This is a genomic window from Achromobacter sp. NCFB-sbj8-Ac1-l (genome assembly GCF_052695805.1).
This window is the reverse complement of sequence record NZ_CP199812.1, coordinates 943,938-969,013: the sequence shown is the minus strand read 5'-3', so window position 1 is coordinate 969,013 and position 25,076 is coordinate 943,938. Positions and strand designations below refer to the sequence as shown.

Annotated in this window: 21 protein-coding genes; 15 read left to right on the top strand and 6 right to left on the bottom strand. The window is 67.0% G+C overall.

Annotation, left to right across the window (positions count from 1 at the left end):
- The first annotated feature begins 6 nt into the window (after positions 1-6).
- The 3 genes from ACUDP5_RS04560 to purU all read left to right on the top strand — a co-directional run bounded on the left by ACUDP5_RS04560 (position 7) and on the right by purU (position 2,559).
- A complete protein-coding gene (locus ACUDP5_RS04560) occupies positions 7-528 on the top strand; it encodes a flavin reductase family protein (RefSeq protein WP_263913947.1) in 522 nt (173 codons plus the stop codon).
- A complete protein-coding gene (locus ACUDP5_RS04555) occupies positions 525-1,628 on the top strand; it encodes an NAD(P)/FAD-dependent oxidoreductase (RefSeq protein ID WP_263913946.1) in 1,104 nt (367 codons plus the stop codon). Before ACUDP5_RS04560 ends, ACUDP5_RS04555 begins: the two co-directional genes overlap by 4 nt.
- Positions 1,629-1,704: 76 nt before the next feature.
- Positions 1,705-2,559 carry a formyltetrahydrofolate deformylase gene (gene purU / locus ACUDP5_RS04550; RefSeq protein ID WP_025136752.1) on the top strand — a complete coding sequence of 285 codons (855 nt, stop codon included), beginning with the start codon at positions 1,705-1,707 and terminating at the stop codon, positions 2,557-2,559.
- Here the strand turns inward: purU and ACUDP5_RS04545 are convergent.
- On the bottom strand, positions 2,556-3,449 hold the full coding sequence (locus tag ACUDP5_RS04545) for a LysR family transcriptional regulator (protein WP_445658236.1): 894 nt from the start codon (positions 3,447-3,449) through the stop codon (positions 2,556-2,558). The genes purU and ACUDP5_RS04545 overlap by 4 nt on opposite strands.
- 145 nt (positions 3,450-3,594) lie before the next feature.
- On the opposite strand from ACUDP5_RS04545, the gene ACUDP5_RS04540 reads away from it, so the two are divergent.
- The 4 genes from ACUDP5_RS04540 (at position 3,595) to ACUDP5_RS04525 (ending at position 9,216) form a co-directional block, all read left to right on the top strand.
- Positions 3,595-5,298, top strand: a complete 1,704-nt coding sequence (locus ACUDP5_RS04540; RefSeq protein WP_445658235.1) for an acyl-CoA dehydrogenase family protein — start codon at positions 3,595-3,597, stop codon at positions 5,296-5,298.
- Positions 5,299-5,425: 127 nt separating this feature from the next.
- Entirely contained in the window at positions 5,426-6,406 is a 981-nt protein-coding gene (locus tag ACUDP5_RS04535; protein WP_445658234.1) for a Bug family tripartite tricarboxylate transporter substrate binding protein, read from the top strand.
- Positions 6,407-6,418: 12 nt separating this feature from the next.
- The gene (locus tag ACUDP5_RS04530) at positions 6,419-7,540 is read left to right on the top strand and encodes a CaiB/BaiF CoA transferase family protein (protein WP_445658233.1); all 1,122 of its coding nucleotides are present in this window, start codon (positions 6,419-6,421) and stop codon (positions 7,538-7,540) included.
- Positions 7,541-7,809: 269 nt separating this feature from the next.
- Positions 7,810-9,216 (top strand): APC family permease, encoded by a 1,407-nt coding sequence (locus ACUDP5_RS04525; RefSeq protein WP_263913940.1) that lies wholly within the window; start codon positions 7,810-7,812, stop codon positions 9,214-9,216.
- An 84-nt stretch (positions 9,217-9,300) separates the two neighbouring features.
- On the opposite strand, the gene ggt is transcribed toward ACUDP5_RS04525, so the two are convergent.
- Entirely contained in the window at positions 9,301-11,055 is a 1,755-nt protein-coding gene (gene ggt / locus ACUDP5_RS04520; protein WP_445658232.1) for a gamma-glutamyltransferase, read from the bottom strand.
- 135 nt (positions 11,056-11,190) lie between these two features.
- Here ggt and ACUDP5_RS04515 point away from each other — a divergent pair, with 135 nt between their 5' ends.
- Positions 11,191-12,081 (top strand): LysR substrate-binding domain-containing protein, encoded by an 891-nt coding sequence (locus ACUDP5_RS04515; RefSeq protein WP_263913978.1) that lies wholly within the window; start codon positions 11,191-11,193, stop codon positions 12,079-12,081.
- A 97-nt stretch (positions 12,082-12,178) separates the two neighbouring features.
- Here ACUDP5_RS04515 and ACUDP5_RS04510 read toward each other — a convergent pair whose 3' ends face one another.
- Positions 12,179-13,171, bottom strand: coding sequence for a tripartite tricarboxylate transporter substrate binding protein BugE (locus ACUDP5_RS04510; RefSeq protein WP_263913938.1), 993 nt, complete (start codon positions 13,169-13,171; stop codon positions 12,179-12,181).
- A 246-nt stretch (positions 13,172-13,417) separates the two neighbouring features.
- Here ACUDP5_RS04510 and ACUDP5_RS04505 point away from each other — a divergent pair, with 246 nt between their 5' ends.
- A complete protein-coding gene (locus ACUDP5_RS04505) occupies positions 13,418-14,317 on the top strand; it encodes an AEC family transporter (RefSeq protein ID WP_445658231.1) in 900 nt (299 codons plus the stop codon).
- A gap of 538 nt (positions 14,318-14,855) precedes the next feature.
- On the opposite strand, the gene fumC is transcribed toward ACUDP5_RS04505, so the two are convergent.
- Entirely contained in the window at positions 14,856-16,247 is a 1,392-nt protein-coding gene (gene fumC, locus ACUDP5_RS04500) for a class II fumarate hydratase (RefSeq protein WP_445658230.1), read from the bottom strand.
- 171 nt (positions 16,248-16,418) lie between these two features.
- Here fumC and tsaE point away from each other — a divergent pair, with 171 nt between their 5' ends.
- The 4 genes from tsaE (at position 16,419) to ACUDP5_RS04480 (ending at position 19,733) form a co-directional block, all read left to right on the top strand.
- The gene (gene tsaE, locus ACUDP5_RS04495) at positions 16,419-16,958 is read left to right on the top strand and encodes a tRNA (adenosine(37)-N6)-threonylcarbamoyltransferase complex ATPase subunit type 1 TsaE (RefSeq protein WP_263913934.1); all 540 of its coding nucleotides are present in this window, start codon (positions 16,419-16,421) and stop codon (positions 16,956-16,958) included.
- Complete coding sequence (locus tag ACUDP5_RS04490; protein WP_263913933.1) at positions 16,886-18,265, top strand: N-acetylmuramoyl-L-alanine amidase; 1,380 nt, start codon at positions 16,886-16,888, stop codon at positions 18,263-18,265. Before tsaE ends, ACUDP5_RS04490 begins: the two co-directional genes overlap by 73 nt.
- 419 nt (positions 18,266-18,684) lie before the next feature.
- On the top strand, positions 18,685-19,146 hold the full coding sequence (locus tag ACUDP5_RS04485; RefSeq protein WP_263913932.1) for a mobile mystery protein A: 462 nt from the start codon (positions 18,685-18,687) through the stop codon (positions 19,144-19,146).
- Positions 19,137-19,733 carry a mobile mystery protein B gene (locus tag ACUDP5_RS04480; RefSeq protein ID WP_263913931.1) on the top strand — a complete coding sequence of 199 codons (597 nt, stop codon included), beginning with the start codon at positions 19,137-19,139 and terminating at the stop codon, positions 19,731-19,733. The genes ACUDP5_RS04485 and ACUDP5_RS04480 overlap by 10 nt, the downstream gene beginning before the upstream one ends.
- 47 nt (positions 19,734-19,780) lie before the next feature.
- On the opposite strand, the gene ACUDP5_RS04475 is transcribed toward ACUDP5_RS04480, so the two are convergent.
- The gene (locus ACUDP5_RS04475) at positions 19,781-20,419 is read right to left on the bottom strand and encodes a VTT domain-containing protein (RefSeq protein WP_445658229.1); all 639 of its coding nucleotides are present in this window, start codon (positions 20,417-20,419) and stop codon (positions 19,781-19,783) included.
- Positions 20,420-20,541: 122 nt separating this feature from the next.
- Between ACUDP5_RS04475 and mutL the strand changes: the two genes are divergently transcribed.
- Together mutL and miaA are read left to right on the top strand one after the other, a co-directional pair.
- Positions 20,542-22,539 (top strand): DNA mismatch repair endonuclease MutL, encoded by a 1,998-nt coding sequence (mutL, locus tag ACUDP5_RS04470; protein WP_263913928.1) that lies wholly within the window; start codon positions 20,542-20,544, stop codon positions 22,537-22,539.
- 3 nt (positions 22,540-22,542) lie between these two features.
- Positions 22,543-23,514, top strand: a complete 972-nt coding sequence (gene miaA, locus ACUDP5_RS04465) for a tRNA (adenosine(37)-N6)-dimethylallyltransferase MiaA (RefSeq protein ID WP_445658228.1) — start codon at positions 22,543-22,545, stop codon at positions 23,512-23,514.
- A gap of 19 nt (positions 23,515-23,533) precedes the next feature.
- Here the strand turns inward: miaA and ACUDP5_RS04460 are convergent, their stop codons facing one another.
- On the bottom strand, positions 23,534-25,045 hold the full coding sequence (locus ACUDP5_RS04460) for an amidase (protein ID WP_445658227.1): 1,512 nt from the start codon (positions 25,043-25,045) through the stop codon (positions 23,534-23,536).
- Between the last annotated feature and the right edge of the window lie 31 nt (positions 25,046-25,076).

The following is a 25,076-nucleotide window of genomic DNA, read 5'->3' as shown; positions in this document are numbered from 1 at the left end:
ATCTGCATGCCCGCCTCCTCCCCTGATTTCGACGCTGCATTCTTTCGCACCGCGCTGGGCCGCTACGCCACCGGCGTCACGGTCGTGACCACGTCCGACCTCGATGGCGCGCCCATCGGGCTCACGGTCAGCTCGTTCAACTCGGTTTCGCTGAACCCGCCGCTGGTGCTCTGGAGCCTGTCGCGCAATTCCTCGTCGCTGGCTGCCTTCGAACAATGCCAGCGCTACGTGGTCAACGTGCTGGGGGCCGAGCAGATCGCCCTGGCTCGGCGCTTTGCCACCGGCAAGACGCCCGACCGCTACAAGGGCCTGACGGTGCATCACGCGCCGGGCGGCACGCCGATGCTGGACGGCCACTGCGCCGCCTGGTTCGAATGCCACAACCGCAGCCGCTACGTCGAAGGAGATCACGTCATCATGGTCGGAGAAGTCGAACGTTGCGGCCACAGCGGCGAGCCGCCCCTGGTCTTCCATGCGGGCGGTTTCGACCTGACCCCGGCCGGCGCCCGCGCCGGCAAGACGCCATGAGCGCCGATATCGATTGCGTGGTGATCGGCGCCGGCGTGGTCGGCCTGGCCATCGCCCGCGCGCTGGCCCAGTCCGGCCGTGAAGTACTGGTTGCCGAGGCCACCGAGGCCATCGGCACCGGCACCAGTTCGCGCAATTCCGAAGTCATCCATGCCGGCATCTATTACCCCGCGGGCAGCCTGAAGGCCCGCCTGTGCGTGCGCGGCAAGCACCTGCTGTACGCCTATTGCGCCGAACGCGGCATTCCCCACCGGCGCCTGGGCAAGCTGATCGTCGCCACCACCGCCGACCAGGCCACCCAGCTCGAAGGGATTGCCCAGCGCGCCCGCGCCAACGGCGTGGACGACCTGCAGTTCATTTCCGGCGAAGACGCCATGCGGCTGGAGCCGGCGCTGCAATGCACCGCCGCGCTGGTGTCGCCGTCCACCGGCATCGTCGACAGCCACGCGCTGATGCTGGCCTTCCAGGGCGATGCCGAAAACGCCGGCGCCCAGTGCGTGTTCCACACACCGCTGGTGTCTGGCCGCGTCCGACCCGAAGGCGGATTCGAATTGCAGTTCGGCGGCGATGACGCCATGAACCTGACCTGCAACGTGCTGATCAATTCGGCCGGCCTGCAGGCGCCGGCCCTGGCCCGCCGCATCGACGGCGTGCCATCGGCCACCATCCCCACCGATTACCTGTGCAAGGGCAGCTATTTCACGCTGGCCGGCCGCGCCCCGTTCTCGCGCCTGATCTACCCGGTGCCGCAGCACGCCGGCCTGGGCGTGCACCTGACGCTGGACATGGGCGGCCAGGCCAAGTTCGGGCCCGACACCGAATGGGTCGGCACCGAGGACTACACCATCGACCCGGCCCGCGCCGACGTGTTCTATGCCGCCGTGCGCAGCTACTGGCCGGCGCTGCCCGACAATGCCCTGACGCCGGGCTATACCGGCATCCGGCCCAAGATTTCCGGCCCGCACGAACCGGCCGCCGATTTCGTCATCGCCGGCCCTGCCGTGCATGGCGTGCCCGGCCTGGTGAACCTGTTCGGCATAGAATCGCCAGGTCTGACGTCCAGCCTGGCCCTGGCCGAAGAGACCCTGGCCAGATTGTGAATCTCTGCGTCGCGCGCTGACGGCCGACAGGCCGGCGCCGACGCCCTCCCTCGTTTCTTTCCTTTTCCTCTTAGCCATGCAGCACAACGACTACATCCTGACCCTGTCCTGCCCCGACCGCACCGGCATCGTCTTCCGCGTCAGCGGCCTGTTGTTCGAATTGGGTTGCAACATCCTGGATTCGCAGCAGTTCGGCGACGAGGAAACCGGCCGCTTCTTCCTGCGGGTGCACTTCGACCTGCCCGTCGGCGTGGCCCCCGAGGCCCTGCGCGCCCGCCTGGACGAGGTGTCGGCCGAGTACGGCATGGACCTGCAACTGCATGACGCCCGCCGCAAGGAACGCCTGCTGATCATGGTCAGCAAGCAGGGCCACTGCCTGAACGACCTGCTGTTCCGCGTGCACAGCGGCCAGCTGCATGCCGAAGTGGCCGCCATCGTGTCCAACCACAACGACTACGCCAGCCTGGCCGCCTCGTATGGCATTCCGTTCCACCATCTGCCCGTCACGCCCGAGACCAAGGCACAGCAAGAGCAGGACGTGCTGGCGCTGGTCGACCAGTACAGCATCGACCTGGTGGTGCTGGCCCGCTACATGCAGATCCTGTCGGCCGACATGTGCCGCGCGCTCAATGGCCGCGCCATCAACATCCACCACAGCTTCCTGCCCAGCTTCAAGGGCGCACGCCCGTACCACCAGGCGCATGCGCGCGGCGTGAAGATCATCGGCGCCACCGCCCACTTCGTGACGTCGGACCTGGACGAAGGCCCGATCATCGACCAGGACATCGAACGCGTGGACCACACGATGACCGCCCAGGACCTGACCCAGGTCGGCAGCGACATCGAATCGCTGGTGCTGTCGCGTGCCGTGCGCAGCCACGTCGAGCACCGCATCCTGCTGAACCGCAACAAGACCGTCGTGTTCCGCTAAGCCTGCGCCGGAAACTGGCGTTGCACCAACGCCAGCGCCTTTTCCTGCAACGGCGAACGATCCGCGTCCGGCCAGATCACCTGGCTGACCGAGCGCGCCGGATGTTCGAAGGCAATGAAGCGCGTGCCCGCCAGGCCGCTGCGCGACAGGCAGGCCGGCACGATCGACACGCCCAGCCCCTGCGACACCAGCGAAGCCACGCTGAGCCAGTGGCGCACTTCGTGGCGAATCACCGGCATGAAGCCCGCCCCCACGCATAGCGACAGCACCGTTTCGTAATAGCTGGGCGAGGCGGCGCGGGCGAAAAAGACGAAATCGTCCGTGGCCAGTTCCGCCAGCCGCAGCGACCGCCGCCGGGCCAGCGGGTGGCTGTCGGGCAGGCACACCACGAAGGGCTCGGCCAGCAGGTCGCGCGCGGCCACCCCCGGTGGCACCGGATTGGCATGGATGAACCCCAGGTCCTGTTCGCCGCGCCGCACGGCCTCGATCTGGTCGTGCGAATTCTGCTCGATCAGCACGTGCTCCACGTCCGGCAGTTCGGCGCGCATGGCCGCCAGCAGCGCCGGCAGGCCGCGATACAGCATCGACCCCACGAAGCCGATGCGCAGCCGTCCGCGCAGTCCGGCGTCCACCCGCTGCACCAGCGTGCGCACGTCCTCGGCCTGGCGCAGGAGCGTGAGGGCCTCGCGATACAGCACCTGGCCGGCGGCGGTCAGTTCCACCTGACGGCTGGTGCGCGCCAGCAGGCGCGCGCCGACGTTGTCTTCCAGCTGGCGGATGGCGTAGCTGAGCGGCGGCTGCGAAATATGCAGGCGCGCGGCCGCCCGGCTGAAATGCCGTTCTTCGGCCACGGCGATGAAATAGCGCAACAGGCGCGGGTCCAGGTCCATCGGTCTCCTCCCTGGGCGGGGTGGTCTGCCCCTTGCCCGAGATCCATATTTTTTTTGGATAGGTCTACACCAAAACGGTATTTGTATAGATTAATCCATCGTCGCACCATGCCAGGCAATCCCATTCCCTCAGCAGGATGCCGCCATGGATACCCCCGCCCAGCCCGCCGCCCCGGTTTCGGCCACGCCCGTTCCGGATTCCCGCGGCCTGAACCTGTTTCGCGCCGACCCCTACGCCGCGCCGCTGGCCCGGCGCTATCTGCCCGCCGCGCTGCACGCGCACCTGCTGCCGCACCTGGACCGCCTGGGCGCACTGGCCGGCGGCCGCATGGACGAGCTGGCAGCCACCGCCGACAAGCATCCGCCCACCCTGTCGGTGCGCAGCCGCGCCGGGGCCGACGAATCACGGGTGGACAAGCACCCGGCCTACGTCGAACTGGAGCGCCTGGCCTACAGCGAATTCGGCCTGGCGGCCCTGTCGCACCGGGGCGGCGTGCTGGGCTGGCCGGAACCCATGCCGGCCACCGCCAAGTACGCGCTCAGCCACCTGTTCGTGCAGGCCGAGTTCGGCCTGTGCTGCCCGGTCAGCATGACCGATTCCCTGGCCCGCACGCTGCGCAAGTTTGGCGACCCGGCGCTGGTGGAACGGGTGCTGCCGCAGGTCACCAGCCAGGACTTCGACACCCTGCGCCAAGGCGCCATGTTCATGACCGAGCAAGGCGCCGGGTCGGACGTCAGCGCCACCGAGGTCACCGCCGAGCGCCAGGACGACGGCACGTGGCGCGTATCCGGCGACAAGTGGTTCTGCTCCAACCCCGACGCGGGCTTTGCCATGGTGCTGGCGCGCAGCGAAACCGAGCCCGGCCTGAAGGGCGTGTCGCTGTTCCTGCTGCCGCGCGACCTGGAAGACGGCACCCGCAACCGCTACCGCATCCTGCGCCTGAAGGACAAGCTGGGCACGCGCTCGATGGCCAGCGGCGAGATCCGGCTGGAAGGCGCCACCGCCTGGCTGGTGGGCGAACGCGGCAAGGGCTTCAAGCACATGGCCGACATGATCAACAACTCGCGCCTGTCCAACGGCATGCGCGCCGCCGGCCTGATGCGCCGCGCGGTCACCGAGGCCGTCTACGTCTCGCAGCACCGCCGCGCCTTCGGCAAGCGCCTGATCGACATGCCGCTGATGCAGCGCCAACTGGTCAAGATGACGGTGTGGGCCGAGCAGGCGCGCAGCGTCATGTTCCAGACGGCGCGCGCACTGGCCGAGGCCGACCAGGGCGGCGGCGACCCCGCGCTGGCCCGCATCCTGACGCCGCTGATCAAGTTCCGCGCCTGCCGCGACGCACGCAAGGTCACCGGCGACGCCATGGAAGTGCGCGGCGGCTGCGGCTACATCGAAGAATGGACCGAGCCGCGGCTGGTGCGCGACGCCCACCTGGGTTCGATCTGGGAAGGCACCAGCAACATCGTTGCGCTGGACGTGCTGCGGGCCATCAAGAAAGAAGGCTCGCTGCCCGCGCTGCGTCGCCACATCGACCAGTTGTTGGCCGACGGCCTGCCCTGCCCGCCCGAATGGGCCGACACCCAGGCCCGCGCGCTGGAACAGACCTATGCGCTGGCCGAGCATGCCGCCCAAGGCGACCACGCCGAACTGGCGCGCCAGGCAGCCTCGCTGCTTTACCACGCGGTATCGATGGCGGCGCTGCGCTGGGAGGCCGCCGGCGACGGCCTGGCCGCCCGCGCGCTGCTGGCCGACCAGGTGCTGCAGCACCGCCTGGCGCCGCGCGATCCCTACGCCATTGCCGCCGACGAAGGCGCCGCCTGCCGCGGCATCCTGCAGTACGCGCTGTAGACGGGCCCCCCTGGCGGCCCCGCAGCAGGGCGGCACGCTTTACCTGGCGATGCGGCATGGCCCGCACGCCTGTTCGACCCACGACGCCGGCGGCACAGTCGGCGCGCCCCTACCCCTGGAGACATCCATGAAACGCTTGTTCACCCCCCTGCTGCTGGCCGCCGCCGCGCTCACGGCCGGCGCCGCGCCCGCGCTGGCCGCCGACGCCTACCCGTCCCGCCCCGTCACGCTGGTGGTGCCCTTCCCGCCCGGCGGCCCCACCGATGCCCTGGCCCGCCGCCTGGCCGAAAAGCTGAAGACGCCGCTGGGCCAGACCGTCATCGTCGAGAACCGCGCCGGTGCGGGCGGCAATATCGGGTCCGAATACGTGGCCGCCGCCAAGCCGGACGGCTACACCATCCTGTTCGGCACGTCCGGGCCGCTGGCCATCAACGTCAGCCTGTACAAAAACCAGGGCTACAACCCCGAGACCAGCTTCGCGCCCATCATCCGCATCGGCCACCTGCCCAACATCCTGGTGGTGAACCCGTCGGTGCCCGCCAACAATGCGCAGGAACTGATCGCCTACGCCAGGAAGAACCCGGACAAGCTCAGCTACGCCTCGTCCGGCAACGGCGCCTCGTCGCACCTGGCGGGCATCCTGTTCAACCAGATGGCCGGCACCCAGGTCATGCACATCCCCTACAAGGGCACGGGGCCGGCGCTGAACGACCTGCTGGGCGGACAGGTGTCGATGTCGTTCACCGACATCCTGACGGCGCTGCCATACATCAAGGCCGGCAAACTGCGTGCCATCGGCCTGGCCAGCGCGCAACGCTCCGACGCCCTGCCCGACCTGCCGACGCTGTCCGAGCAAGGCCTGAAGGGCTACGACGTCAGCGTGTTCTTCGGCATCGTCGCACCCAGGGACACGCCCGCCGCGGTGACCGCCAGGCTGAACCAGGCATTCCAGACCGCGCTGGCCGACCCCGCCATCGAACAGACCCTGCGCAGCCAGGGCATCGTGCGGGCCGACGACCAAAGCCCGCAAGGCCTGTCGGCCTTCATCGCCACCGAAGTGCCCAAGTGGCGCACGCTCATCCAGAGCGCCCACGTTTCCATCGACTGACCCCGAGGCTCCATGGCTCCACAGCTACCCAATGCCGGCGCCCTGGCCGGCTGCAAAGTGATCGACCTGTCCCGCGTGCTGGGCGGTCCGTACTGCACCCAGATCCTGGCCGACCACGGCGCCGACGTGCTCAAGATCGAACCGCCCGGCGGCGACGAAACCCGGGGCTGGGGCCCGCCTTTCCTGGGCGACACGGCGTCGTACTTCGTGGGCGTCAACCGCAACAAGCGCGGCATGACGCTGGACCTGTCGCAGCCCGCCGGCCAGGAACGGCTGCGCCACCTGCTGAGCGACGCAGACGTGCTGGTCGAGAACTTCAAGCCCGGCACGCTGGAAAAGTGGGGCCTGGGCTACGACACGCTGAGCCAGCGGTTTCCCCGGCTGGTGCACTGCCGCGTCAGCGGCTTCGGCGCCGACGGCCCGCTGGGCGGCCTGCCCGGCTATGACGCCTGCGCCCAGGCCATGTGCGGCCTGATGAGCGTGAACGGCGAAGCCGACGGCGAGGCCACCCGCGTGGGCCTGCCGGTGGTGGACATGGTGACGGGCCTGAACGCCGCGGTGGGGATCCTGCTGGCATTGAACGAGCGCGTGCGCAGCCACCTTGGCCAGTTCCTGGACATCACGCTGTACGACTGCGCGCTGTCGCTGCTGCACCCGCACGCGCCCAACTACTTCTACAGCGGCAAGACGCCGGGCCGCAGCGGCAACGCGCATCCCAACATCGCGCCCTATGAAACCCTGCCCACCGCCAGCGGGCCGATCTTCCTGGCGGTGGGCAACAACCGCCAGTTCGCCCAGCTGGCCCAGGTGCTGGAAGCCCCCGCCCTGGCCGCCGACCCGCGCTATGCCGCCAACGCCGACCGCCTGGCAAACCGCCAGGCGCTGCGCGACGACCTGGCGGCGCTGCTGGCCCGGCACGAGGCCGCCGCGCTGGCCGACCGCCTGCTGCGCGCCGGCGTGCCGGCCGCCGCCGTGCAGACGGTGGACCAGGCGCTGGCGCACCCGCACACCCGGCACCGCGGCATGGTGCTCGAACAAGGGGACTATCGCGGCGTGGGCTCGCCCATCAAGCTGTCGCGCACGCCCGCCACGTTGCGGCGCTTGCCGCCGGACCTGGCGCCCCCGACCGACTGAGGGTCTTCGCGGCCCGCCTGGCAGGCCCGCTTGGCGCCGCCCATCGGGCCCGTCACGATCTCTTCATCGCCCACCCTTGCGTGGGCATTTTCATGCCCTCGCAGGCGCTTTTGCATGTTTTTCATGCACAGACAATTCGTTGCATCACTGTTGCATTGCCCGGCACCAGGCCGATTTAGACTTTTTCCGTACTTCAGGGCCATCGCAATGGCGGCCCGTGACGTTGCCCTGGCGCGACTCCCCATCGAAATAAAACAAGGAGAATGACTATGGCTGCGAATGCCTCCAGCGGCAATGCGCCGCAAGAGAACGCCCCGCTCAAGCGGGTGATGGGACCCAAGCTGCTGTTGCTGTTCATCGTCGGCGACATTCTCGGCACCGGCGTGTATGCGCTGACCGGGCAGGTGGCCAAGGAGGTAGGCGGGGCCGCCTGGCTGCCGTTCCTGGTGGCGTTCGGCGTAGCGCTGCTGACCGCGCTGTCCTACCTGGAACTGGTGACCAAGTACCCGAAAGCGGCCGGCGCGGCGCTGTATGTGCACAAGGCGTTCGGCGTGCACTTCCTGACCTTCATCGTCTGCTTCACCGTCATGTGTTCGGGCCTGACATCGGCCGCGACCGCCTCGCAAGCCTTTGCCGCCAATATGTTCGCGGCCTTCGGCATGCAGGCCGACAAGACCTGGATCACGGTCGGCGCGCTGGGCTTCATGGCGCTGGTGATGCTGGTGAACCTGCGCGGCGCCTCGGAAAGCGTGCGCGCCAACGTGGTGCTGACGCTGATCGAACTGTCGGGCCTGCTGATGGTGATCCTGCTGGGCTTTTACGCCATGTCCGAAGGCCAGGCCGATTTCTCGCGCGTCATCGCCTTCGACACGCCGGAAGACAAGAGCGTGTTCCTGGCCGTCACCTCGGCCACGGCGCTGGCCTTCTTTGCCATGGTCGGTTTCGAGGACTCGGTCAACATGGCCGAGGAAACCCACAACCCCAGCCGCATCTTTCCGAAGGTGATGCTGACCGGGCTGGGCCTGACCGCGGTGATCTACGTGCTGGTGTCGATCTGCGCCGTGGCGCTGGTGCCGGTGGGCGAGCTGGCCAGCAGCAGCACGCCGCTGGTGCTGGTGGTCAAGCGCGCCGCGCCCGGGCTGCCGGTCGAGTACATCATGCCGGTGATCTCGATGTTTGCCGTGGCCAACTCGGCGCTGATCAACATGATGATGGCCAGCCGCCTCTTGTACGGGATGTCGCGCCAGGGCGTGCTGCCCTCGTTCCTGGCCCACGTGCATCGCCGCAACCAGACGCCCTGGACGGCCATCCTGTTCACCACCGTGCTGGCCTTCGGCCTGATCATCCTGGTGGCGCTGGGCGATTCCGAAGCCATCCGCGCGCTGGGCGGCACCACGGCCTTGCTGCTGCTGGGCGTGTTCGCCTTCGTCAACGTGGCGGTGCTGGTGCTGCGCCGCCACCCGGTCAAGCACGAGCACTTCCGCATCAACCGCGTCGTGCCCTGGCTGGGCGCCGCGGCCTGCCTGTTCCTGGTCACGCCGTTGACCGGCCGCGACGTGATCCAGTACCAGGTCGCCGGCTGGCTGCTGTTGCTGGGCGTGGTGATGTGGGGCGTGACCTACCTGGCGCGCCGCAAGGAAGACAAGATGCAGCTGGACCCGGCGGCGCTGGAGTGAACCGGCGGGAGGTTCGGACGGTGGCTGGCCGGACCGCTCGCCCGCTCCGGCTTCGTCACCGCGGAACTGGCTCCCCGGTCCGCCCTAGCCGCCCTTCGCCAGGCCTTCGCGCCGCGGGTCCACCCCGCCCTGCAGGCCGTCCGGCGTAATCACGATGCCATGGATGCCGCTGGGAAACTCGGTGATCTTCACCGGGTGCCCCATGCGTTCCAATGCCGGCGCCAAGGCCTCCAGCGCAGTGCCCTTTTCCAGTTCGGTTTCCTTGTTGCGGCTGCCCATGTTGGGCAGCGCCGCCGCGGCCTGGATGTCCAGGCCCCAGTCCAGCACCGCCACCACTGTCTTGGCAACATAGTTGATGATGGCGCTGCCGCCGGGCGAACCCACCAGCAGGTAGGGCTTGCCGTCGCGCAGCACGATCAGCGGCGACATCGCGCTGCGCGGACGCTTGCCGGCTTCGACGCGATTGGCCACCAACCGGCCTTCGGGGTCCTTGAACGATGACGAGAAATCCGTCATCTCGTTGTTCAGCAGAAAGCCGCGCACGAAGATCTTGCTGCCGAATTCGTTCTCGATGGTGGTGGTCATGGACAGCGCATTGCCGTCCGCGTCCGCCGCCACCAGGTGGCTGGTCGATGGCTGTTCCAGCGCGTTGTCCTGGCCCCGCGACAGCAGCTTGCCTTCGGGGTCGCCGGGTAGCGCGACCTTCATGCTTCGATCCGGCTGGATCAACGCGCCGCGGGCGCGCAGGTAGGCCGGGTCCAGCAGGGCGCGCACCGGCACCTTGACGAAGTCGGGGTCGGCCACGTAGAAGTCGCGGTCGGCAAACGCCAGCCGGCCGGCTTCCGAAAAATAGTGCACGGCCTCGACGCTGCCGGGCGCATAGCGCGACAGCGGGTACTGTTCCAGCTCGCCCAGCATCTGCAGCACGGCGATCGGGCCGCTGCTGGGCGGACCCATGCCGCACAGTTGGTAGCCGCGATAGGCACCGCAGACCGGCTCGCGCTCGCGCGCCTGGTAGCCCGCCAGGTCGGCCAGCGCCAGGTCGCCCGGCTTGGCGTGGGCATGCACCGCCGCCACGATGTCGCGCGCGATGTCACCTTGGTAGAAGGCGTCGGCACCGCCCTGGGCCACGGCGCGCAGCGTGGCGGCAAAAGCCGGGTTCTTCAGCACATGGCCGACGGGCCACGCCGCGCCATCGGGCGCATAGAAATAGGCGGCGGCGGCCGCCTGGCGCGGCAGTTCCTTGTTGCCCGCCAGCAGCTTGTGCAGGCGCGGCGACACCGCAAAACCCTGTTCGGCCAGGCGAATGGCGGGCTGGAACAGATCGGCCCACGGCAGCTTGCCCTGGCGCCGGTGCGCCATTTCCAGCCCGCGCAGCAGGCCTGGCACGCCCACCGCCATGCCGTTGTTGACCGACTGCACGAACGGCAGCGGCTTGCCCTCGGCATCCAGGAAGCGGTCGGGGCGCGCGGCGGCCGGCGCGGTCTCACGGCTGTCGTAGGTGACGATGCGGCCTTGCCTGGCCGAGTACACCACCATGAAGGCGCCCCCGCCGATGCCGGACGATTGCGGTTCGACCAGGTTCAGCACCAGTTGCGCCGCGATGGCGGCGTCGACCACGCTGCCGCCCCGGCGCAGCATCTCGTCGCCGGCCTCGGTGGCCAGCGGGTTGGCCGCCACCATCATGAAATGCGGCGCGCTCACCCGTTCGCGCGCGCGGGTGCCGGTGGCGGCCTCGGGGTTGAGGTCGTCGGTGGCAACGGGCGAACGGGCCCAGGCGGACGGCATCGCGGCCAGCGCGGCGGCGAGCAGGACGGCGGCGCAGGGACGCATGCGCATGACAGACTCCAGGGATGGCGCCGGCAGGCCGGCATGAGCTTGCATGATAGACAAATCGGCGCGTTCCTTGGCGCCGCCACCTGCCGTCTCGCCGCACCGTAGAATGCCGCTTTGCGCCGACACTTTCCCATTCCCATGCGCCTGCGCCACATCGAGATCTTCGAAGCGATCCGCCGCACCGGCTCCCTGACGCAGGCCGCGGCGGCGCTGCACATCACGCAACCGGCCGCCAGCAAGCTGCTGGCCAGCGCCGAGTCGCAGCTGGGCTTCAAGCTGTTCGAGCGCGTCAAGGGCCGCCTGGTCGCCACCCGCGAGGCCGACATCCTGACGCCCGAAGTCGCCCGCCTGAACCAGGACCTGGACAGCGTGCGCCGCCTGGCCGCCAGCCTGCGCGGCCGTCCCCATGCCCACCTGCGCCTGGGCTGCGCGCCGGCGCTGGGCCTGGGCCTGTTGCCGGCCGTGGTGCGCGACAGCCGCCAGGCCCAGCCCGGCCTGACGTTCGACATCCACACGCACCACAGCGCCGAGCTGGTCAACGGCATGCTGACGCGCGAGCTGGACCTGGCGGTGACCTTCGACACGCGCGACACGCCGGGCCTGACCCGCACCGAGGTGGGCCATACCGAACTGGTCCACCTGAGCGCACGCCCTGGCCGCGGCCCCCTGGCGCTGGCCGACATTGCGGGCGACGCACTGATCCTGCTGGACGCCAGCGATGCGTCCGGGGCGTTGCTGCAGATGGCGCTGGACGCGCAAGGCCTGACCCCGCGCGCCGCGGTGCGGGTGCAGACGCATTACGTGGCGTGCGCGCTGGCCCAGGCAGGTGCAGGCGATGCCATCGTGGACGCGGTCACGGCGCAGGCGATGCTGCGCCCCGACATGTACCTGCGGCGGCTGGCGCCGACCTTGCAAGTGCCGATCAGCGTGCTGGCGCGCGAGCAGGATCCCTTGCCAGCGTTGCATCGCGACCTGATCGACCGGCTGCGCGCCGCATGCGAGGCAAGCCGGGCCGCGCTGCACGCGTAGGTACGACGCACGCACGGCCGACCCATGAAAAAGAGCGCCCTGGGGCGCTCTTTGCTTGACGGTTCAGGCAGCGGGCCAGGCCCGCGCCATCACGTCATCAGTCCAGCTTGATGTTCTGCTTTTTCACGACGTCCTTGGCCCAGTCGTACTGCTCCTGGATTTCCTTGGCGAATTCTTCCGGCGTGTTGCCCGACGGCGCCGAGCCCTGGTCGTCCAGCGCCTTGATGACCTTCGGGTCCTTCAGGGCCACGACGGCAGCGTCACGCAGCTTGTTCACGACTTCCATCGGGGTGCCCTTGGGCGCCAGCAGGCCATACCAGACGGGCTGGTTCAGCACGGGGAAGCCGGCTTCCTTGAAGTTCGGCACGCCCTTGAGCGCGGCGATGTTCTCCGGCCACGCGATGGCCATGGCGCGCAGCTTGCCCGCCTGGATCTGCGGCATGGAGGACGGCAGGTTGTCGAACAGGATTTCGATCTGGCCGCCGACGGCGTCGGCTACGGCCGGGCCCGAACCCTTGTAGGGCACGTGCACGATGTCGGTGCCCGTGGCCATCTTGAACGATTCACCCATCAGGTGCAGCACGCCGCAAGTGCCCGAGCTGCCATACGAGTACTTGCCGGGGTTCTTCTTGAGTTCTTCGACGAAGCCCTTGAAGTCCTTGGCCGGGAACTTCGGGTTCACGGCCACGACGTTGGCGGTGTTGGCGAAGTTGGTGACGGCCTGGAAGTCCTTGATGGGATCGTACGGCAGGTCGTTGGGGCGGCAAGCCGGGTTCACGGCCATGGTCGACACAGTGGCGATCGACAGCGTGTAGCCGTCCTTGTCGGCGCGAGCGGCTTCGGCCGCGCCGATGGCGCCGCCTGCGCCGCCCTTGTTCTCGACGACCATGGGCTGGCCCAGTTCCTGGCTCATGCGCTGCGTCACGAGACGGGCGATGATGTCGGTGGAACCGCCCGGCGCGAACGGCACGATGACGCGGATCGGCTTGCTGGGATACTTGTCGGCCGCGTGGGCGACGGACGCGCCGAGCGTGCCTGCGGCACCGGTTGCCACTGCGATGGCCAGAGCCAGGGAGCGAACTTTATTCATGGGTGTGTTTCCTCCAAGTGTGCGAGCCCGTATGTGAACGGACCGTTTTGTGGTGCACCCGCCTGTGGGCAGGTCAGCAGTTAACGGTGGGGGCGCATTGCTTAGTGTGCAGGGCTGAAGGCCGTGCTGTTTATGAGTTGCTTGTGGCACACGCGCCCGCCAGAATGACGGAGAATAGCAGCAAATGCTTACAGTCGCATAGCGAGCCGGTCATCGGCGCAGACCTCGAAAAAAACACATCCCATTATGTCGGTCGCACTGCTGGTTTTCCCTGATTTCTTGCTGGTCGCGCTAGGTTGGGCGCTGCGTCACAAACTGAATTTCTCACGCGAGTTTTTTGCCGGCACCGAGCGGCTGGTGTACTTCGTGCTGTTCCCCGCGCTGCTGTTCCAATCGATCCTGCGTACGCCGATCAGCGCGGGCAACGCCGCAATACTGTTGCAGGCGACGGCGGCGGTGATCGTGTCGGGCGTGGCGCTGTCGTGGCTGGCGGGGCTGGTGCTCAAGCCTTCGTCGCTGGGGCTGGCGTCGTCGGCGCAATGCGGCTTCCGGTTCAACACGTACATCGGGCTGGCGCTGTCGGCGAGCCTGGGCGGCGCACAGGGCCAAACGGTGATGGCGCTGATCATCGGGTTCGCGGTGCCGATGGCGAATGTGGCGGCGGTGTACGGCTTGGCGCGGCACAACGGCGGCAATCTGCTGCGCGAGCTGGCGCGCAATCCGCTGGTGGTGTCGACGCTGGCGGGGCTGGCATGCAATCTGGCGGGGCTGCATCTGCCAGGGCCGTTGGACACGGTGCTGGCGCGGCTGGGCGCGGCGGCGATCGCGTTGGGAATTCTGTGCGTGGGGGCCAGCCTGGCTTGGGAAGGCGGCAAGGGGTACGGGGGGTTGATTGCCTGGATGCTGGTGGTGAAGCTGGTGGGGTTGCCGCTTGTGGCGTTGGGGGTGGCTGGGTTGCTGGGGTTGCCTGCTTTGGAGGCGCGGATGCTGTTGTTGTTTGGGGCGTTGCCTACGGCTTCTGCGGCTTATGTGTTGGCGATGCGGATGGGGGGGGATGGGCGCATGGTTGCTGTGTTGATTTCCCTTGGGACGTTGTTTTCTGCGTTGACGATTCCTTTGTGGATGATGGTGGCGGGGCGTGGGTGATTTCTCGTTGAGGTTGCTGTTGTTTCTGGCGTGGGGTTTTTCTTCGTAGGTCGCCTCTCGCGGCGGCGGCTTGCGGAGCGGGCGCCCACGATTGCGGTCCGGCGCGCGGGCGCCGGACTGCCCCTTCGTCATTCTCGTCCGCCTTCGGCTCCCTTCGAATTCCCTCGGGCGCATCGAGGTTGCCCGCTCCGCAAGCCGCCGCCGCGAGAGGCTACGTGCGTCTGCGATTGGCGCGCTGCTAGGTCTGGGCTTGCGTGAGAGATTTGCGGGGCCCGCAAAAACCGGCTGCGCGGGCAGCCGTTTTTTGCATACGCGGTGTCTTGCGTCGGGGCGGTGATCGCTGCGCGCTGATGAGGGATCGATTTCTTTTGAGATAGGCGCTGCATGCCGTGTGGGGTGGGCGGTGGTCGCTGCGCGCTTGCGGGGGGCTTGGTGCAAGGGCGGGCCGCGCATGCGGGGGCTGGCGAAAAAAAACCGCCCCATGGGGCGGTTTTTTTGTGGCGCTTTGCCTGGGTGGTGGTGGCGCCGGTCGTTTGGCTTATTTGCCGGCGTTCGTCATGCTGGCGGGGACGACCCACTCGGCGAATTGGGCTTCGGTGACGTAGCCCAGGGCCAGGGCGGACTCTTTGAGCGAGAGGCCTTCCTTGTGGGCTTTCTTGGCGATCTGGGCTGCCTTGTCGTAGCCGATGTGCGGGTTCAGGGCGGTGACGAGCATCAGCGAGCGGTCGACGAGTTCGGCGATGCGTTCGCGGTTCGGTTCGATGCCGGCGGCGCAGTGTTGGTCGAAGCTGGCCATGCCGTCGGTCAGGAGGCGCACCGATTGCAGGAAGTTGTGGATGACCAGGGGCTTGTAGACGTTCAGTTCGAAGTTGCCGCTGGCGCCGCCGATGTTGATGGCGACGTCGTTACCCAGGACCTGGGCGGCCAGCATAGTGATGGCTTCGCACTGGGTCGGGTTGACCTTGCCCGGCATGATCGAGCTGCCGGGTTCGTTTTCGGGGATGCTGATTTCGCCCAGGCCGGAACGGGGGCCGCTGGAGAGCCAGCGCACGTCGTTGGCGATCTTCATCAGGCCGGCGGCCAGGGACTTGAGGGCGCCGTGGGCGAACAGCAGGGCTTCGTGGGAGGCCAGGGCCTGGAATTTGTTGGGGGCCGAGACGAAGGCGGTTTCGGTGGCGTGGGCCAGTTCGGCCGAGACCTTGGCGCTGAATTGCGGATGGGCGTTCAGGCCGGTGCCGACGGCGGTGCCGCCGATGGCCAGCTGGTGCAAGCCGGGCAAGGTGGCGCGGATCTGCTGTTCGGCCAGGTCCAGCTGGGCGACGTAGCCGGACAGTTCCTGGCCGAGCGTCAGCGGGGTGGCGTCCTGCAGGTGGGTGCGGCCGATCTTGACGATGTCGTAGAACTCGGCGCTCTTGGCGGCGAAGGTGGCGCGCAGGGTCTTCAGGGCCGGCAGCAGATGGTGTTCGACCTGGACGGCGGCGGCCACGTGCATGGCAGTGGGGAAGGTGTCGTTGGAAGACTGGCCGCGGTTGACGTGGTCGTTGGGGTGGACCTTGCGTTCTTCGCCGCGCACGCCGCCCAGGATTTCCGAGGCGCGGTTGGCCAGCACCTCGTTCATGTTCATGTTGCTTTGGGTGCCCGAGCCGGTCTGCCAGACGGACAGCGGGAATTCGTTGGGCCACTTGCCGGCGATGACTTCATCGGCGGCGCGGATGATGCCGTCGGCGATCTTGGGATCGAGCTCGCCCAGGTCGGCGTTGACCTTGGCGGCCGCACGCTTCAGGCGCGCCATCGCATTGACCAGGGGCTCGGGCATCTTCTCGGTGGAAATCGCGAAGAAATGCAGCGATCGCTGGGTCTGTGCGCCCCAGAGGTGGTCCTCGGGGACTTCGATGGGGCCAAAGGTGTCTTTTTCGATGCGGGTCTTCATGGCGCTTACAGCTCCGTAGCAGCGTCCGTCGCGGTCGGCGGAGGAGCCGCCAGGCACGACTTATTTGAGAATAGCAATCACTTATAGATTAGCAGAAACCCGAATTCCTATAATTGCGTTCAATCCGCGTATCCATCCCGATCTTTTACCACTCGCTTACCCCCACGCGCCATGTCCGCTCCCCTCAGCAGCCTGACCCTGCACCTACCCGACGAAGCCGCCACCGACGCCCTGGCGCGGCAGCTGGCGCCGCTTGTTTCTGGCAAGCAAACCGGGCTGGCAGGCGCATGTATCCACCTTCAGGGGGACCTGGGGGCAGGAAAGACGGCCTTCACCAGGGCATTGTTGCGCGAATGCGGCATCACAGGCCGAATCAAGAGTCCAAGCTACGCGCTGCTTGAATCCTATAAAGTTTCTAACTTATACTTCTATCATCTTGATTTTTATAGATTTAGTGATTCGCGCGAATGGTTAGACGCAGGATTCCGGGATTTACTGCGTGAAGATGCGGTCGTTTTGATCGAATGGCCGGAGCGGGCCGAGGGCCTTTTGCCCCCGCCCGACCTGCAGATTTCCCTGGCTTACGCTGGCCTGGGACGCGACGCCACCCTGACCGCGTACACCGCTCGAGGACAAACATGGTTGAACGCGATTGTCCCCCCGCCCGACACGGCGCCCTCCCCGCAGCAGGCGCCACCCGACGTCGCCTGATCAGCGTCGCCGCCACCCTGCTCGTCCTGCCGGTCGTGCCGCGGCTGGCCCAGGCGGCCACGATCCTGGCGGTGCGTACCTGGCCGGCCGACGAATACACCCGGGTCACGCTGGAACTCGACAGCGAACTCAAGGCCGAACAGTTCACGCTGGAAAATCCCCACCGCCTGGTGGTCGATATCGAGGGTCTGACCCTGAGCGCGGCGCTGAACGACCTGGTGTCCAAGGTCCGCCCCGACGATCCCTACATCCAGAGCCTGCGCGTGGCGCAGAACCGCCCGAACGTGGTGCGGCTGGTGTTCGACCTGAAGCAGGCCGTGGCGCCGCAGGTGTTCACGCTGAAACCCGTGGCGGACTACCAATACCGCCTGGTGCTGGACCTGTACCCCAAGATCGCGCAGGACCCGCTGGTCGCCATCCTGAACAAGAACGGCCCCGACGCCGACGACCCGCTGGCGCGCATCCTCGAAGACATCCAGCGCAATCCGGCCACCCGCGCCGACCCGCCCGAACCGCCGCGCGTGCGCGGCCAGCAGCCGGCCCCGCCCTTGGCGGTGCCCAAGGCGCCGCCGGCCACGGCCGGCCGCGGCAAGCAGCGCATGCTGACCATCGCGCTGGACCCCGGCCACGGCGGCGAAGACCCCGGCGCCATCGGCAGCAGCGGCCTGCGCGAGAAAGACGTGGTGCTGCGCATCGCGCGGCGCCTGAAGGCGATGATCGACAGCCAGCCGTACATGCGCGCCTATCTCACGCGTGACGACGATTTCTTCGTGCCGCTGCACGTGCGCGTGCAGAAGGCGCGACGCGTGCATGCCGACCTGTTCATCTCGATCCACGCCGATGCCTGGATCAAACCGTCGGCCAATGGCTCGTCGGTGTTCGCGCTGTCCCAGCGCGGCGCTTCCAGCACCCAGGCGCGCTGGATGGCCGACAAGGAAAACGCGGCCGACCTGATCGGCGGCGTCAACCTGGGCAGCCACGACCGCCAGGTGGCCAAGGTGCTGCTGGACTTGTCCACCACCGCGCAGATCAACGATTCGCTCAAGGTCGGCAACGCCTTCCTGGACGAGATCAAGAAGATCAACCGGCTGCACAAGAACAGCGTGGAACAGGCCGGCTTCGCCGTGCTGAAGGCGCCGGACATTCCGTCGGTGCTGGTCGAGACCGCCTTCATCAGCAATCCGCAGGAAGAGGCGCTGCTCAAGACCACCGCGCACCAGGAAAAGCTGGCGCAGGCCATGATGACGGGCATCCAGCGCTACTTCACGGCCAACCCGCCGCTGGCGCGGCTGGGCGACGTCAGTTGACACAAGACGGACTATCAAGCTAATGAACGCCGAGGCCCGCATCCCGTAGGGGATTGCGGGCCTTCTTCTTGCCGGGAGACATCTCCGGCAGGAGGTTGTCCATGCAAAATTTCTCGACGTTGAGTCCGAGCATGGCCGGTAGAAGCGCGGGAAAAGCGATTCAAGACCCGTTCCAGGGGCTCGCCTCTGCATTACCAGGACGACCGCCGCTCGGCGCAAACCACCGCTTACCTGCTCGCTTTCAGTGCGGTAATTCATGGAAATTTGCTTCTATGGGATGAAGCAAATAATTCCATACTGCTTCATTATATTGACGCAAATTAATATTTATTGCTTCCTATTAGTGAAGCAAAATATTGATGGAAACTTCACTATAAGCTATCATTTTCTGCATCTTTGATAGCCTATAGGCCAGCAAAATGGATTCCAAATTAAGACAGCTCCGGCTGGAGCAGGTCCAGGCGTCGGCCGCCGCGTACTCGGAATTGATCAACCGTCGTCCCCCACCGCGTGGATGGCTGAAGGCCATCCGAGAGTCGCTAGGGCGCACCGAGCGACAGCAAGCCGAGAGGTTGAACATTACCGGTTCGACCCTGCACAAGTCGGAGCTAGCAGAAGCCGAGGAGCGAATCACACTCGGACAACTGCGCAAGTTGGCTGACGGACTGGACTGCGAGCTGGTCTATGCCCTGGTGCCCAGAAAGCCACTGACTCAGGTGGTCGAAGACCGGGCGCGCTCAATCGCCCTGCAGGAAGTAAGCGCAGTTGCGCACACCATGAGTCTGGAAGACCAACGTCCGGCAACCGACCGACTCCGCAAACAGGTTGAGCAGAGAACGGCTGAGCTACTCCGGGGCCGCTGGTCCGACCTATGGCGATAGCTTTTGACGAACAGGAAGGACAGACACCGCTCGACCCAGACGAGCTTGCAGGGCTGATACCGATCCACCTGACCACCCAGGGCGAACTGAATGACTGGGAACAGCTGAACATCCTGCAGGCCGTGCAATGGGTTCGCCGCCAACGCAAGGTCGATGTCCTCAGTGAAGAGTTCTGTCGCAACCTTCACAAGAAAATGTTCGACCAGACCTGGTTGTGGGCAGGCACGTTCCGCAAGTCCGACAAGAACATCGGATGTGACTGGACGCAGATCAGCGTCAAGCTGAGAAACCTGTTCGATAACACGCGGTGGTGGGTCGACAACGGCATATTCCTGCCTGACGAGATCGCCGCGCGATTCCACCGCGAGCTGGTGTGGGTTCATCCTTTTCCAAACGGCAATGGTCGACACTCACGAATGATGGCTGATGCGCTCTTGCGCAGCATGAAACAGCAGCCGTTTTCGTGGGGTGGCGGCGGGACATTGGTTAAAGCAGATAACGCCCGGTCTGATTACTTGACCGCGTTGCGTGCTGCGGACAAAGGTGACTACAGTTTGCTCTTCGTCTTCGTACGAAGTACGGCTTAGCCGTCGCACGGACAAGCAGGACGTCAAGCCCTCTGCGCCAGGCCGCCTTACTGCTGCCGGCGCGCACGCAGCAGCTTGAACAGCGCCGCCCCCACCACCGGCACGATGGCCGCGGCCAGGCCGAGCAGGACGATGGTGTTCAGGTGTTCCTTGACCAGCGGGATGTTGCCGAAGAAGTAGCCCGCGGCCACCAGGCTGATGACCCACAGCAGCGCGCCCAGGATATTGAACAGCTGGAAGCGCGACAGCGCCATGTCGGCCACGCCTGCCACGAACGGCGCGAACGTGCGCACCACCGGAATGAAGCGCGACATGACGATAGTCTTGCCGCCATGCTTTTCGTAGAAGGCGTGGGTGCGCATCAGCGCGCCGCGGTCCAGGAAGCGCAGGTTCATCGAAAACACGCGCGGGCCGATGTAGCGGCCGATGGCGTAGTTCAGCGTATTGCCGGTGACGGCGGCGACGATCAGCAGCGCCGACAGCAGGATCGGGTCGAGGCTGCCCGTGGCGCCGAAGGCGCCGGCAATGAACAGCAACGAATCGCCCGGCAGGAACGGCAGCACCACCAGCCCGGTCTCGGCGAACACGATGAGAAACAGCACCAGATAGACCCACACGCCGTATTGCTGGACCCAGACGCCCAGCGTCTGGTCGATGTGGAGCACCATTTGGAAAAAATCTAGCATCGATACGGCCCTGAAAGCGGTTGGGGATCAGCCAGGAAATATAGCCCACCGGATCAACCTGCAAGATCAACGGGCAAAATCAAGAGGCTAAAATCATCCCTGTAGCTACACCGGGACACCCCATGACAGAACGCCGCTCCATTCTTGCACTGCCCGACCTGCTGATCAGCCAGATCGCCGCGGGCGAGGTGATCGAGAGACCCGCTTCGGTACTCAAGGAAATCCTTGAGAACGCCATCGACGCGGGCGGACGCGCGATCGAGGTGCGCCTGGAAGGCGGCGGCATCCGCCGGATTGCCGTCACCGACGACGGCGGCGGCATTCCGCCCGAAGAATTGCCGCTAGCCCTGGCGCGCCACGCCACCAGCAAGATCCGCAACCTGAACGAGCTGGAATCGGTGGCGTCCATGGGGTTTCGTGGTGAAGCGCTGGCGTCGATCGCGTCGGTGGCCCAGGTGTCCATCATTTCGCGCACCCGCGACGGCGAACATGCCTGGCAGATCGATGCCGGCAGCATGCAGGTCAGCCCCGCCTCGGGCCCGCCGGGCACGACCGTGGACGTGCGCCAGCTGTTCGACGCGGTGCCGGCGCGGCGCAAGTTCCTGCGCTCGGAAGCCACGGAATTCGGCCATTGCGTCGATGCCATGGAGCGCATCGCCATGGCGCATCCGCAGATCGCCTTCCGCCTGTTCCACCACGACCGCGCGCAACGCCAGTGGCTGCCGGCCGAGCCGCCGCAACGCATTCGCGACGTGCTGGGCGCGGAATTCGCCGAACACGGCCTGCTGCTGTCGCACAGCGTGGGCACGGTCAGCCTGGCCGGCATGATCACCCGCCCCACAGCCGCCCGCGCCCGCGCCGACCGCCAATACCTGTACGTCAACGGCCGCTACGTGCGCGACCGCACGGTCAGCCATGCGCTGCGCGCCGCCTACGCGGACGTGCTGCACGGCGACCGCCAGCCGGCCTACGTGCTGTTCCTGGACATTGACCCCGCGGCGGTGGACGTGAACGTGCACCCGGCCAAGCACGAGGTGCGCTTTCGCGACAGCGGCGCGGTGCACCGGTTCGTGACGCACGCGGTCAGCCAGACGCTCGCGCAGACGGGTGGCTCGTCCGCCGTCGCCCCGGCCGGCGCCGCGCGCGATGAGGAATTCGAGACCGTGGCGCCGTCGGGCACACCGCCCGGCGCCGCGGCGCCTGTGGGCGGCCCGCCAGGTGCGTCGCCGTCCACCCAGGCTGGCAGCACGCCGCTGTCCACACAGACCGGCAGCGCGCCCGGTGATGCCTCGCCCCGCCCCGGCTACACCGGCGCCGGCAGTGCCGCCCCGTACGGCCTGCGGCCCTCGCCCACCGCCCCGCGGCCGCACACCCAGGTGCCCTTCCGCCTGCATGCGGAACCCGCCGGCATCCCGGTGGCCGACTGGCAGTCGCTGTACCGCCCCCTGAACGACGACACCGCCCCACGTACCGAACCACTGCGCGACGCGGCCACGGCGGCGCCCGCCCCCGGGGCCGCCCTGCCTGCCGGCGAGGAACACCCGCTTGGCATGGCGCTGGGCCAACTGCACGGCATCTACATCCTGGCGCAGAACCGCCGCGGCATGGTGCTGGTGGACATGCACGCCGCCCATGAGCGGGTGGTCTACGAACAGCTCAAGCAGGCGCTGGACGCCCGCAGCCTGCCGCGCCAGGACCTGCTGGTGCCGGTGGTGTTCCACGCCCAGGAAAAGGACGTGGCGGTGGTCGAAGAATTCGAGGAACAGCTGGAAGACCTGGGCTTTCAGATGCGGCCGTCGGGCCCCACATCGATCGCGGTGCGGTCGGTACCCGCCATCCTGGCGCGGGGCGATATCGAAACGCTGGCCCGCGCCGTGCTGCGCGACCTGGCCGGCGTGGGCGTGTCGCGCCTGTTGACCGAACAGCGCAACGAGCTGCTGTCGACCATGGCCTGCCATGGCTCGGTGCGCGCCAACCGCAAGCTGACCCTGGAAGAAATGAACGGCCTGTTGCGCCAGATGGAAGCCACAGAGCGCGCCGACCAGTGCAACCACGGCCGCCCGACCTGGGTGCAGTGGTCCGTGTCGGACCTGGACAAGCTCTTCCTGCGCGGGCAATAGATCTTGCCCGTGCCGTCCCCCGCCCCCGTCGTCATCTGCCTGGCCGGCCCCACCGCGGCTGGCAAGAGCGCCTCCACCCTGGCGCTGGCCGACCGCTGGCCGCTGGAAATCATCAACGTCGATTCGGCCACCATCTACCGCGGCATGGACATCGGCACCGCCAAGCCGTCGCCGGCCGAACAGGCGCAAGTGCCGCAGCACCTGCTGGATATCCGCGACCCGGCGCAGTCGTACTCGGCCGCCGAGTTCCGCGCCGATGCGCGCCGCCTGATCGGCGAGATCCGCGCCCGCGGCCGCATTCCGCTGCTGGCCGGCGGCACCATGATGTACTACAAGGCGCTGCGCGACGGCCTGGACGACCTGCCCCAGGCGGACCCCGCGCTGCGCGCCGAACTGGAAGCCCGCGCCGCCCGCCTGGGCTGGCCGGCGCTGCATGCCGAGCTGGCGGTGCTGGATCCCGTCACGGCGGCGCGCCTGGCGCCCAACGACAGCCAGCGCATCCAGCGCGCGCTGGAAATCTGCCAGTTGTCCGGCCAGCCCATGTCCGCGCTGCTCAGCCGCGGCCAGCGCCCGCCCGATGACGACGCCGACCGCTACCTGACCATCAGCCTGGAGCCCTCGGACCGCGCCGCGCTGCACGCGCGCATCGAACAGCGCTTTGACGCGATGTTGGCCAACGGCCTGCTGGACGAGGTGCGCGGTCTGCATGCGCGCCCCGACCTGCACCCGGGCCTGCCGTCGGTGCGCTGCGTGGGCTATCGCCAGATGTGGGCCCACCTGGACGGCGAGATCCGCCTGGACGAAGCCCGCGAACAAGGCATCGCCGCCACCCGCCAGCTGGCCAAGCGCCAGATCACCTGGCTGCGGGCCCAGCCCGACCGCGTGATCGTCGACTGCCTGGCGGCCGACGCGGTGGCGCAGACCATCGACGCGGTGGCCGTGGCATTGGCGACCGCCCCTCAGGGCGGCGGCTGAACCGTCGAGGGACAGTAGGTCAGCGCGTTGAAGGACCGTGTTTCAGGTCGGCGGCTGGGTTGACTGAAGGCCGCTCAAGACCTTTACCTGCCCAGACCGATGGTTGCCGTCCTATCCAGGGCAAGGCATCTTCCAACTGGCCTGCGAGACCGAAAAGCAGGGCCTCTTGACCGAATCCTGCGACAAAGTGTGATCCCACTGGCATGCCAGTGGACGGATCGACAGACAAGGGCATCGACATCGCAGGGATGCCGGCGACGTTCGCCACCGCAGTGAAGGGGGAGTAACCGAATACCCGCTCGACCCACGCCAGGCCATCCAGATGCTCCTGTCCGGTGTTGTACTCGCCAATCAGTGGGGGCAGGTGGGGCAGGGTTGGCGTCAGGAGCACGTCGTAATGCTCGAAATAGGCGCCAAGGGCGCGTGTCACGGTGTTGCGTATATCGAGCGCCCCAAGCAGGTCGAGGCCTGTTATCTTCTGTCCGAGCGCATAAACGGCTGCGGTTGCCGGTTCGAGCACATCGCGATCAGGTTTGCGCCCCGTCAGTCGTGCCACCAGATTGATCCAGGCAGCGGTATTCACCCCGAAGAACTGCGCGTTGGCATGAACAAACGCTTCCCACGAAACGCCAGGGTCGAGTTGAACGTCCACGACGTCATGACCAAGGCTTTCGCAGAGCTTTGCAATCTGGCAAATCTGATCCGCCACTGCCGGCGACGTCCGTGTGCCGTTCAGCGGATGAAGCATCAATCCGATTCTGAGCGGTTGCGGGTCGGCGTCCAGCGCCGACAGGAAGGTGTTCGTGGGAGATGGAATGTAATAGGGCTCGCCCGTACCGCCGCCATGCACCGCGTCCAACAGCGCGGCGCTGTCTCTGACGGTGCGGCTGAGACCGAACTGCACCGCCAGCCCGCTCCAGATCTCATCAACGAACGGGCCATTGGACACCCTGCCTCGGGTCGGCTTCATACCGAATAGTCCATTGGCCGCCGCTGGCACGCGGATACTGCCACCGCCGTCGGTTGCGTGGGCGAAAGGAACGATGCCCGCCGCGACCGCCGCCGCGGAGCCGCCACTTGATCCCCCGACGCTACGGCGGACGTCCCAGGGATTTCGCGTCGGGCCGGTGGCGATGCTCTCAGTGGTCGTGCTGATGGCAAATTCTGGCGTTGTCGTTCGTCCCATCGGTATCAATCCACTTTGGCGAAACCGTGTCATCAGCGTTGAATCCGCCGGGGCAACCAGACCGGCGGCAATGCGGCTGCCAAGCTCACTCGCGCGTCCGGCGCGTGTTGCGCCCAGATCCTTGATCAAAAACGGCACCCCTGAAAAGGCAGCGTTTTCCGCCTGCGCATGGCGCGGCATCACGACCTCGTCCGGCCAGGGCTCCACCACGGCATTGATGTGCGGATTGACCTGCTGGCAGGCCGCCAACGCCGCAGCCGTCACTTCATGTGCTGCGACATCCCCCTTTGCGATGAGCGCCGCAAGCCCCAAGGCGTCGTGTGAGGTGTACTCGTTCAGATTCATGCTGGCTTCCTCGTTTCCGGACCCGATATTG

Coding starts and splice junctions, on each gene's coding strand:
- ACUDP5_RS04560 (WP_263913947.1), top strand. CDS start 7: ATGCCCGCCTCCTCCCCTGATTTCGACGCTGCATTCTTTCGCACCGCG.
- ACUDP5_RS04515 (WP_263913978.1), top strand. CDS start 11,191: ATGCGCCTGCGCCACATCGAGATCTTCGAAGCGATCCGCCGCACCGGC.
- ACUDP5_RS04525 (WP_263913940.1), top strand. CDS start 7,810: ATGGCTGCGAATGCCTCCAGCGGCAATGCGCCGCAAGAGAACGCCCCG.
- ACUDP5_RS04555 (WP_263913946.1), top strand. CDS start 525: ATGAGCGCCGATATCGATTGCGTGGTGATCGGCGCCGGCGTGGTCGGC.
- ACUDP5_RS04460 (WP_445658227.1), bottom strand. CDS start 25,045: ATGAATCTGAACGAGTACACCTCACACGACGCCTTGGGGCTTGCGGCG.
- purU (WP_025136752.1), top strand. CDS start 1,705: ATGCAGCACAACGACTACATCCTGACCCTGTCCTGCCCCGACCGCACC.
- mutL (WP_263913928.1), top strand. CDS start 20,542: ATGACAGAACGCCGCTCCATTCTTGCACTGCCCGACCTGCTGATCAGC.
- ggt (WP_445658232.1), bottom strand. CDS start 11,055: ATGCGCATGCGTCCCTGCGCCGCCGTCCTGCTCGCCGCCGCGCTGGCC.
- ACUDP5_RS04480 (WP_263913931.1), top strand. CDS start 19,137: ATGGCGATAGCTTTTGACGAACAGGAAGGACAGACACCGCTCGACCCA.
- ACUDP5_RS04485 (WP_263913932.1), top strand. CDS start 18,685: ATGGATTCCAAATTAAGACAGCTCCGGCTGGAGCAGGTCCAGGCGTCG.
- fumC (WP_445658230.1), bottom strand. CDS start 16,247: ATGAAGACCCGCATCGAAAAAGACACCTTTGGCCCCATCGAAGTCCCC.
- ACUDP5_RS04530 (WP_445658233.1), top strand. CDS start 6,419: ATGGCTCCACAGCTACCCAATGCCGGCGCCCTGGCCGGCTGCAAAGTG.
- ACUDP5_RS04540 (WP_445658235.1), top strand. CDS start 3,595: ATGGATACCCCCGCCCAGCCCGCCGCCCCGGTTTCGGCCACGCCCGTT.
- ACUDP5_RS04510 (WP_263913938.1), bottom strand. CDS start 13,171: ATGAATAAAGTTCGCTCCCTGGCTCTGGCCATCGCAGTGGCAACCGGT.
- ACUDP5_RS04535 (WP_445658234.1), top strand. CDS start 5,426: ATGAAACGCTTGTTCACCCCCCTGCTGCTGGCCGCCGCCGCGCTCACG.
- tsaE (WP_263913934.1), top strand. CDS start 16,419: ATGTCCGCTCCCCTCAGCAGCCTGACCCTGCACCTACCCGACGAAGCC.
- ACUDP5_RS04490 (WP_263913933.1), top strand. CDS start 16,886: ATGGTTGAACGCGATTGTCCCCCCGCCCGACACGGCGCCCTCCCCGCA.
- ACUDP5_RS04505 (WP_445658231.1), top strand. CDS start 13,418: ATGTCGGTCGCACTGCTGGTTTTCCCTGATTTCTTGCTGGTCGCGCTA.
- ACUDP5_RS04475 (WP_445658229.1), bottom strand. CDS start 20,419: ATGCTAGATTTTTTCCAAATGGTGCTCCACATCGACCAGACGCTGGGC.
- ACUDP5_RS04545 (WP_445658236.1), bottom strand. CDS start 3,449: ATGGACCTGGACCCGCGCCTGTTGCGCTATTTCATCGCCGTGGCCGAA.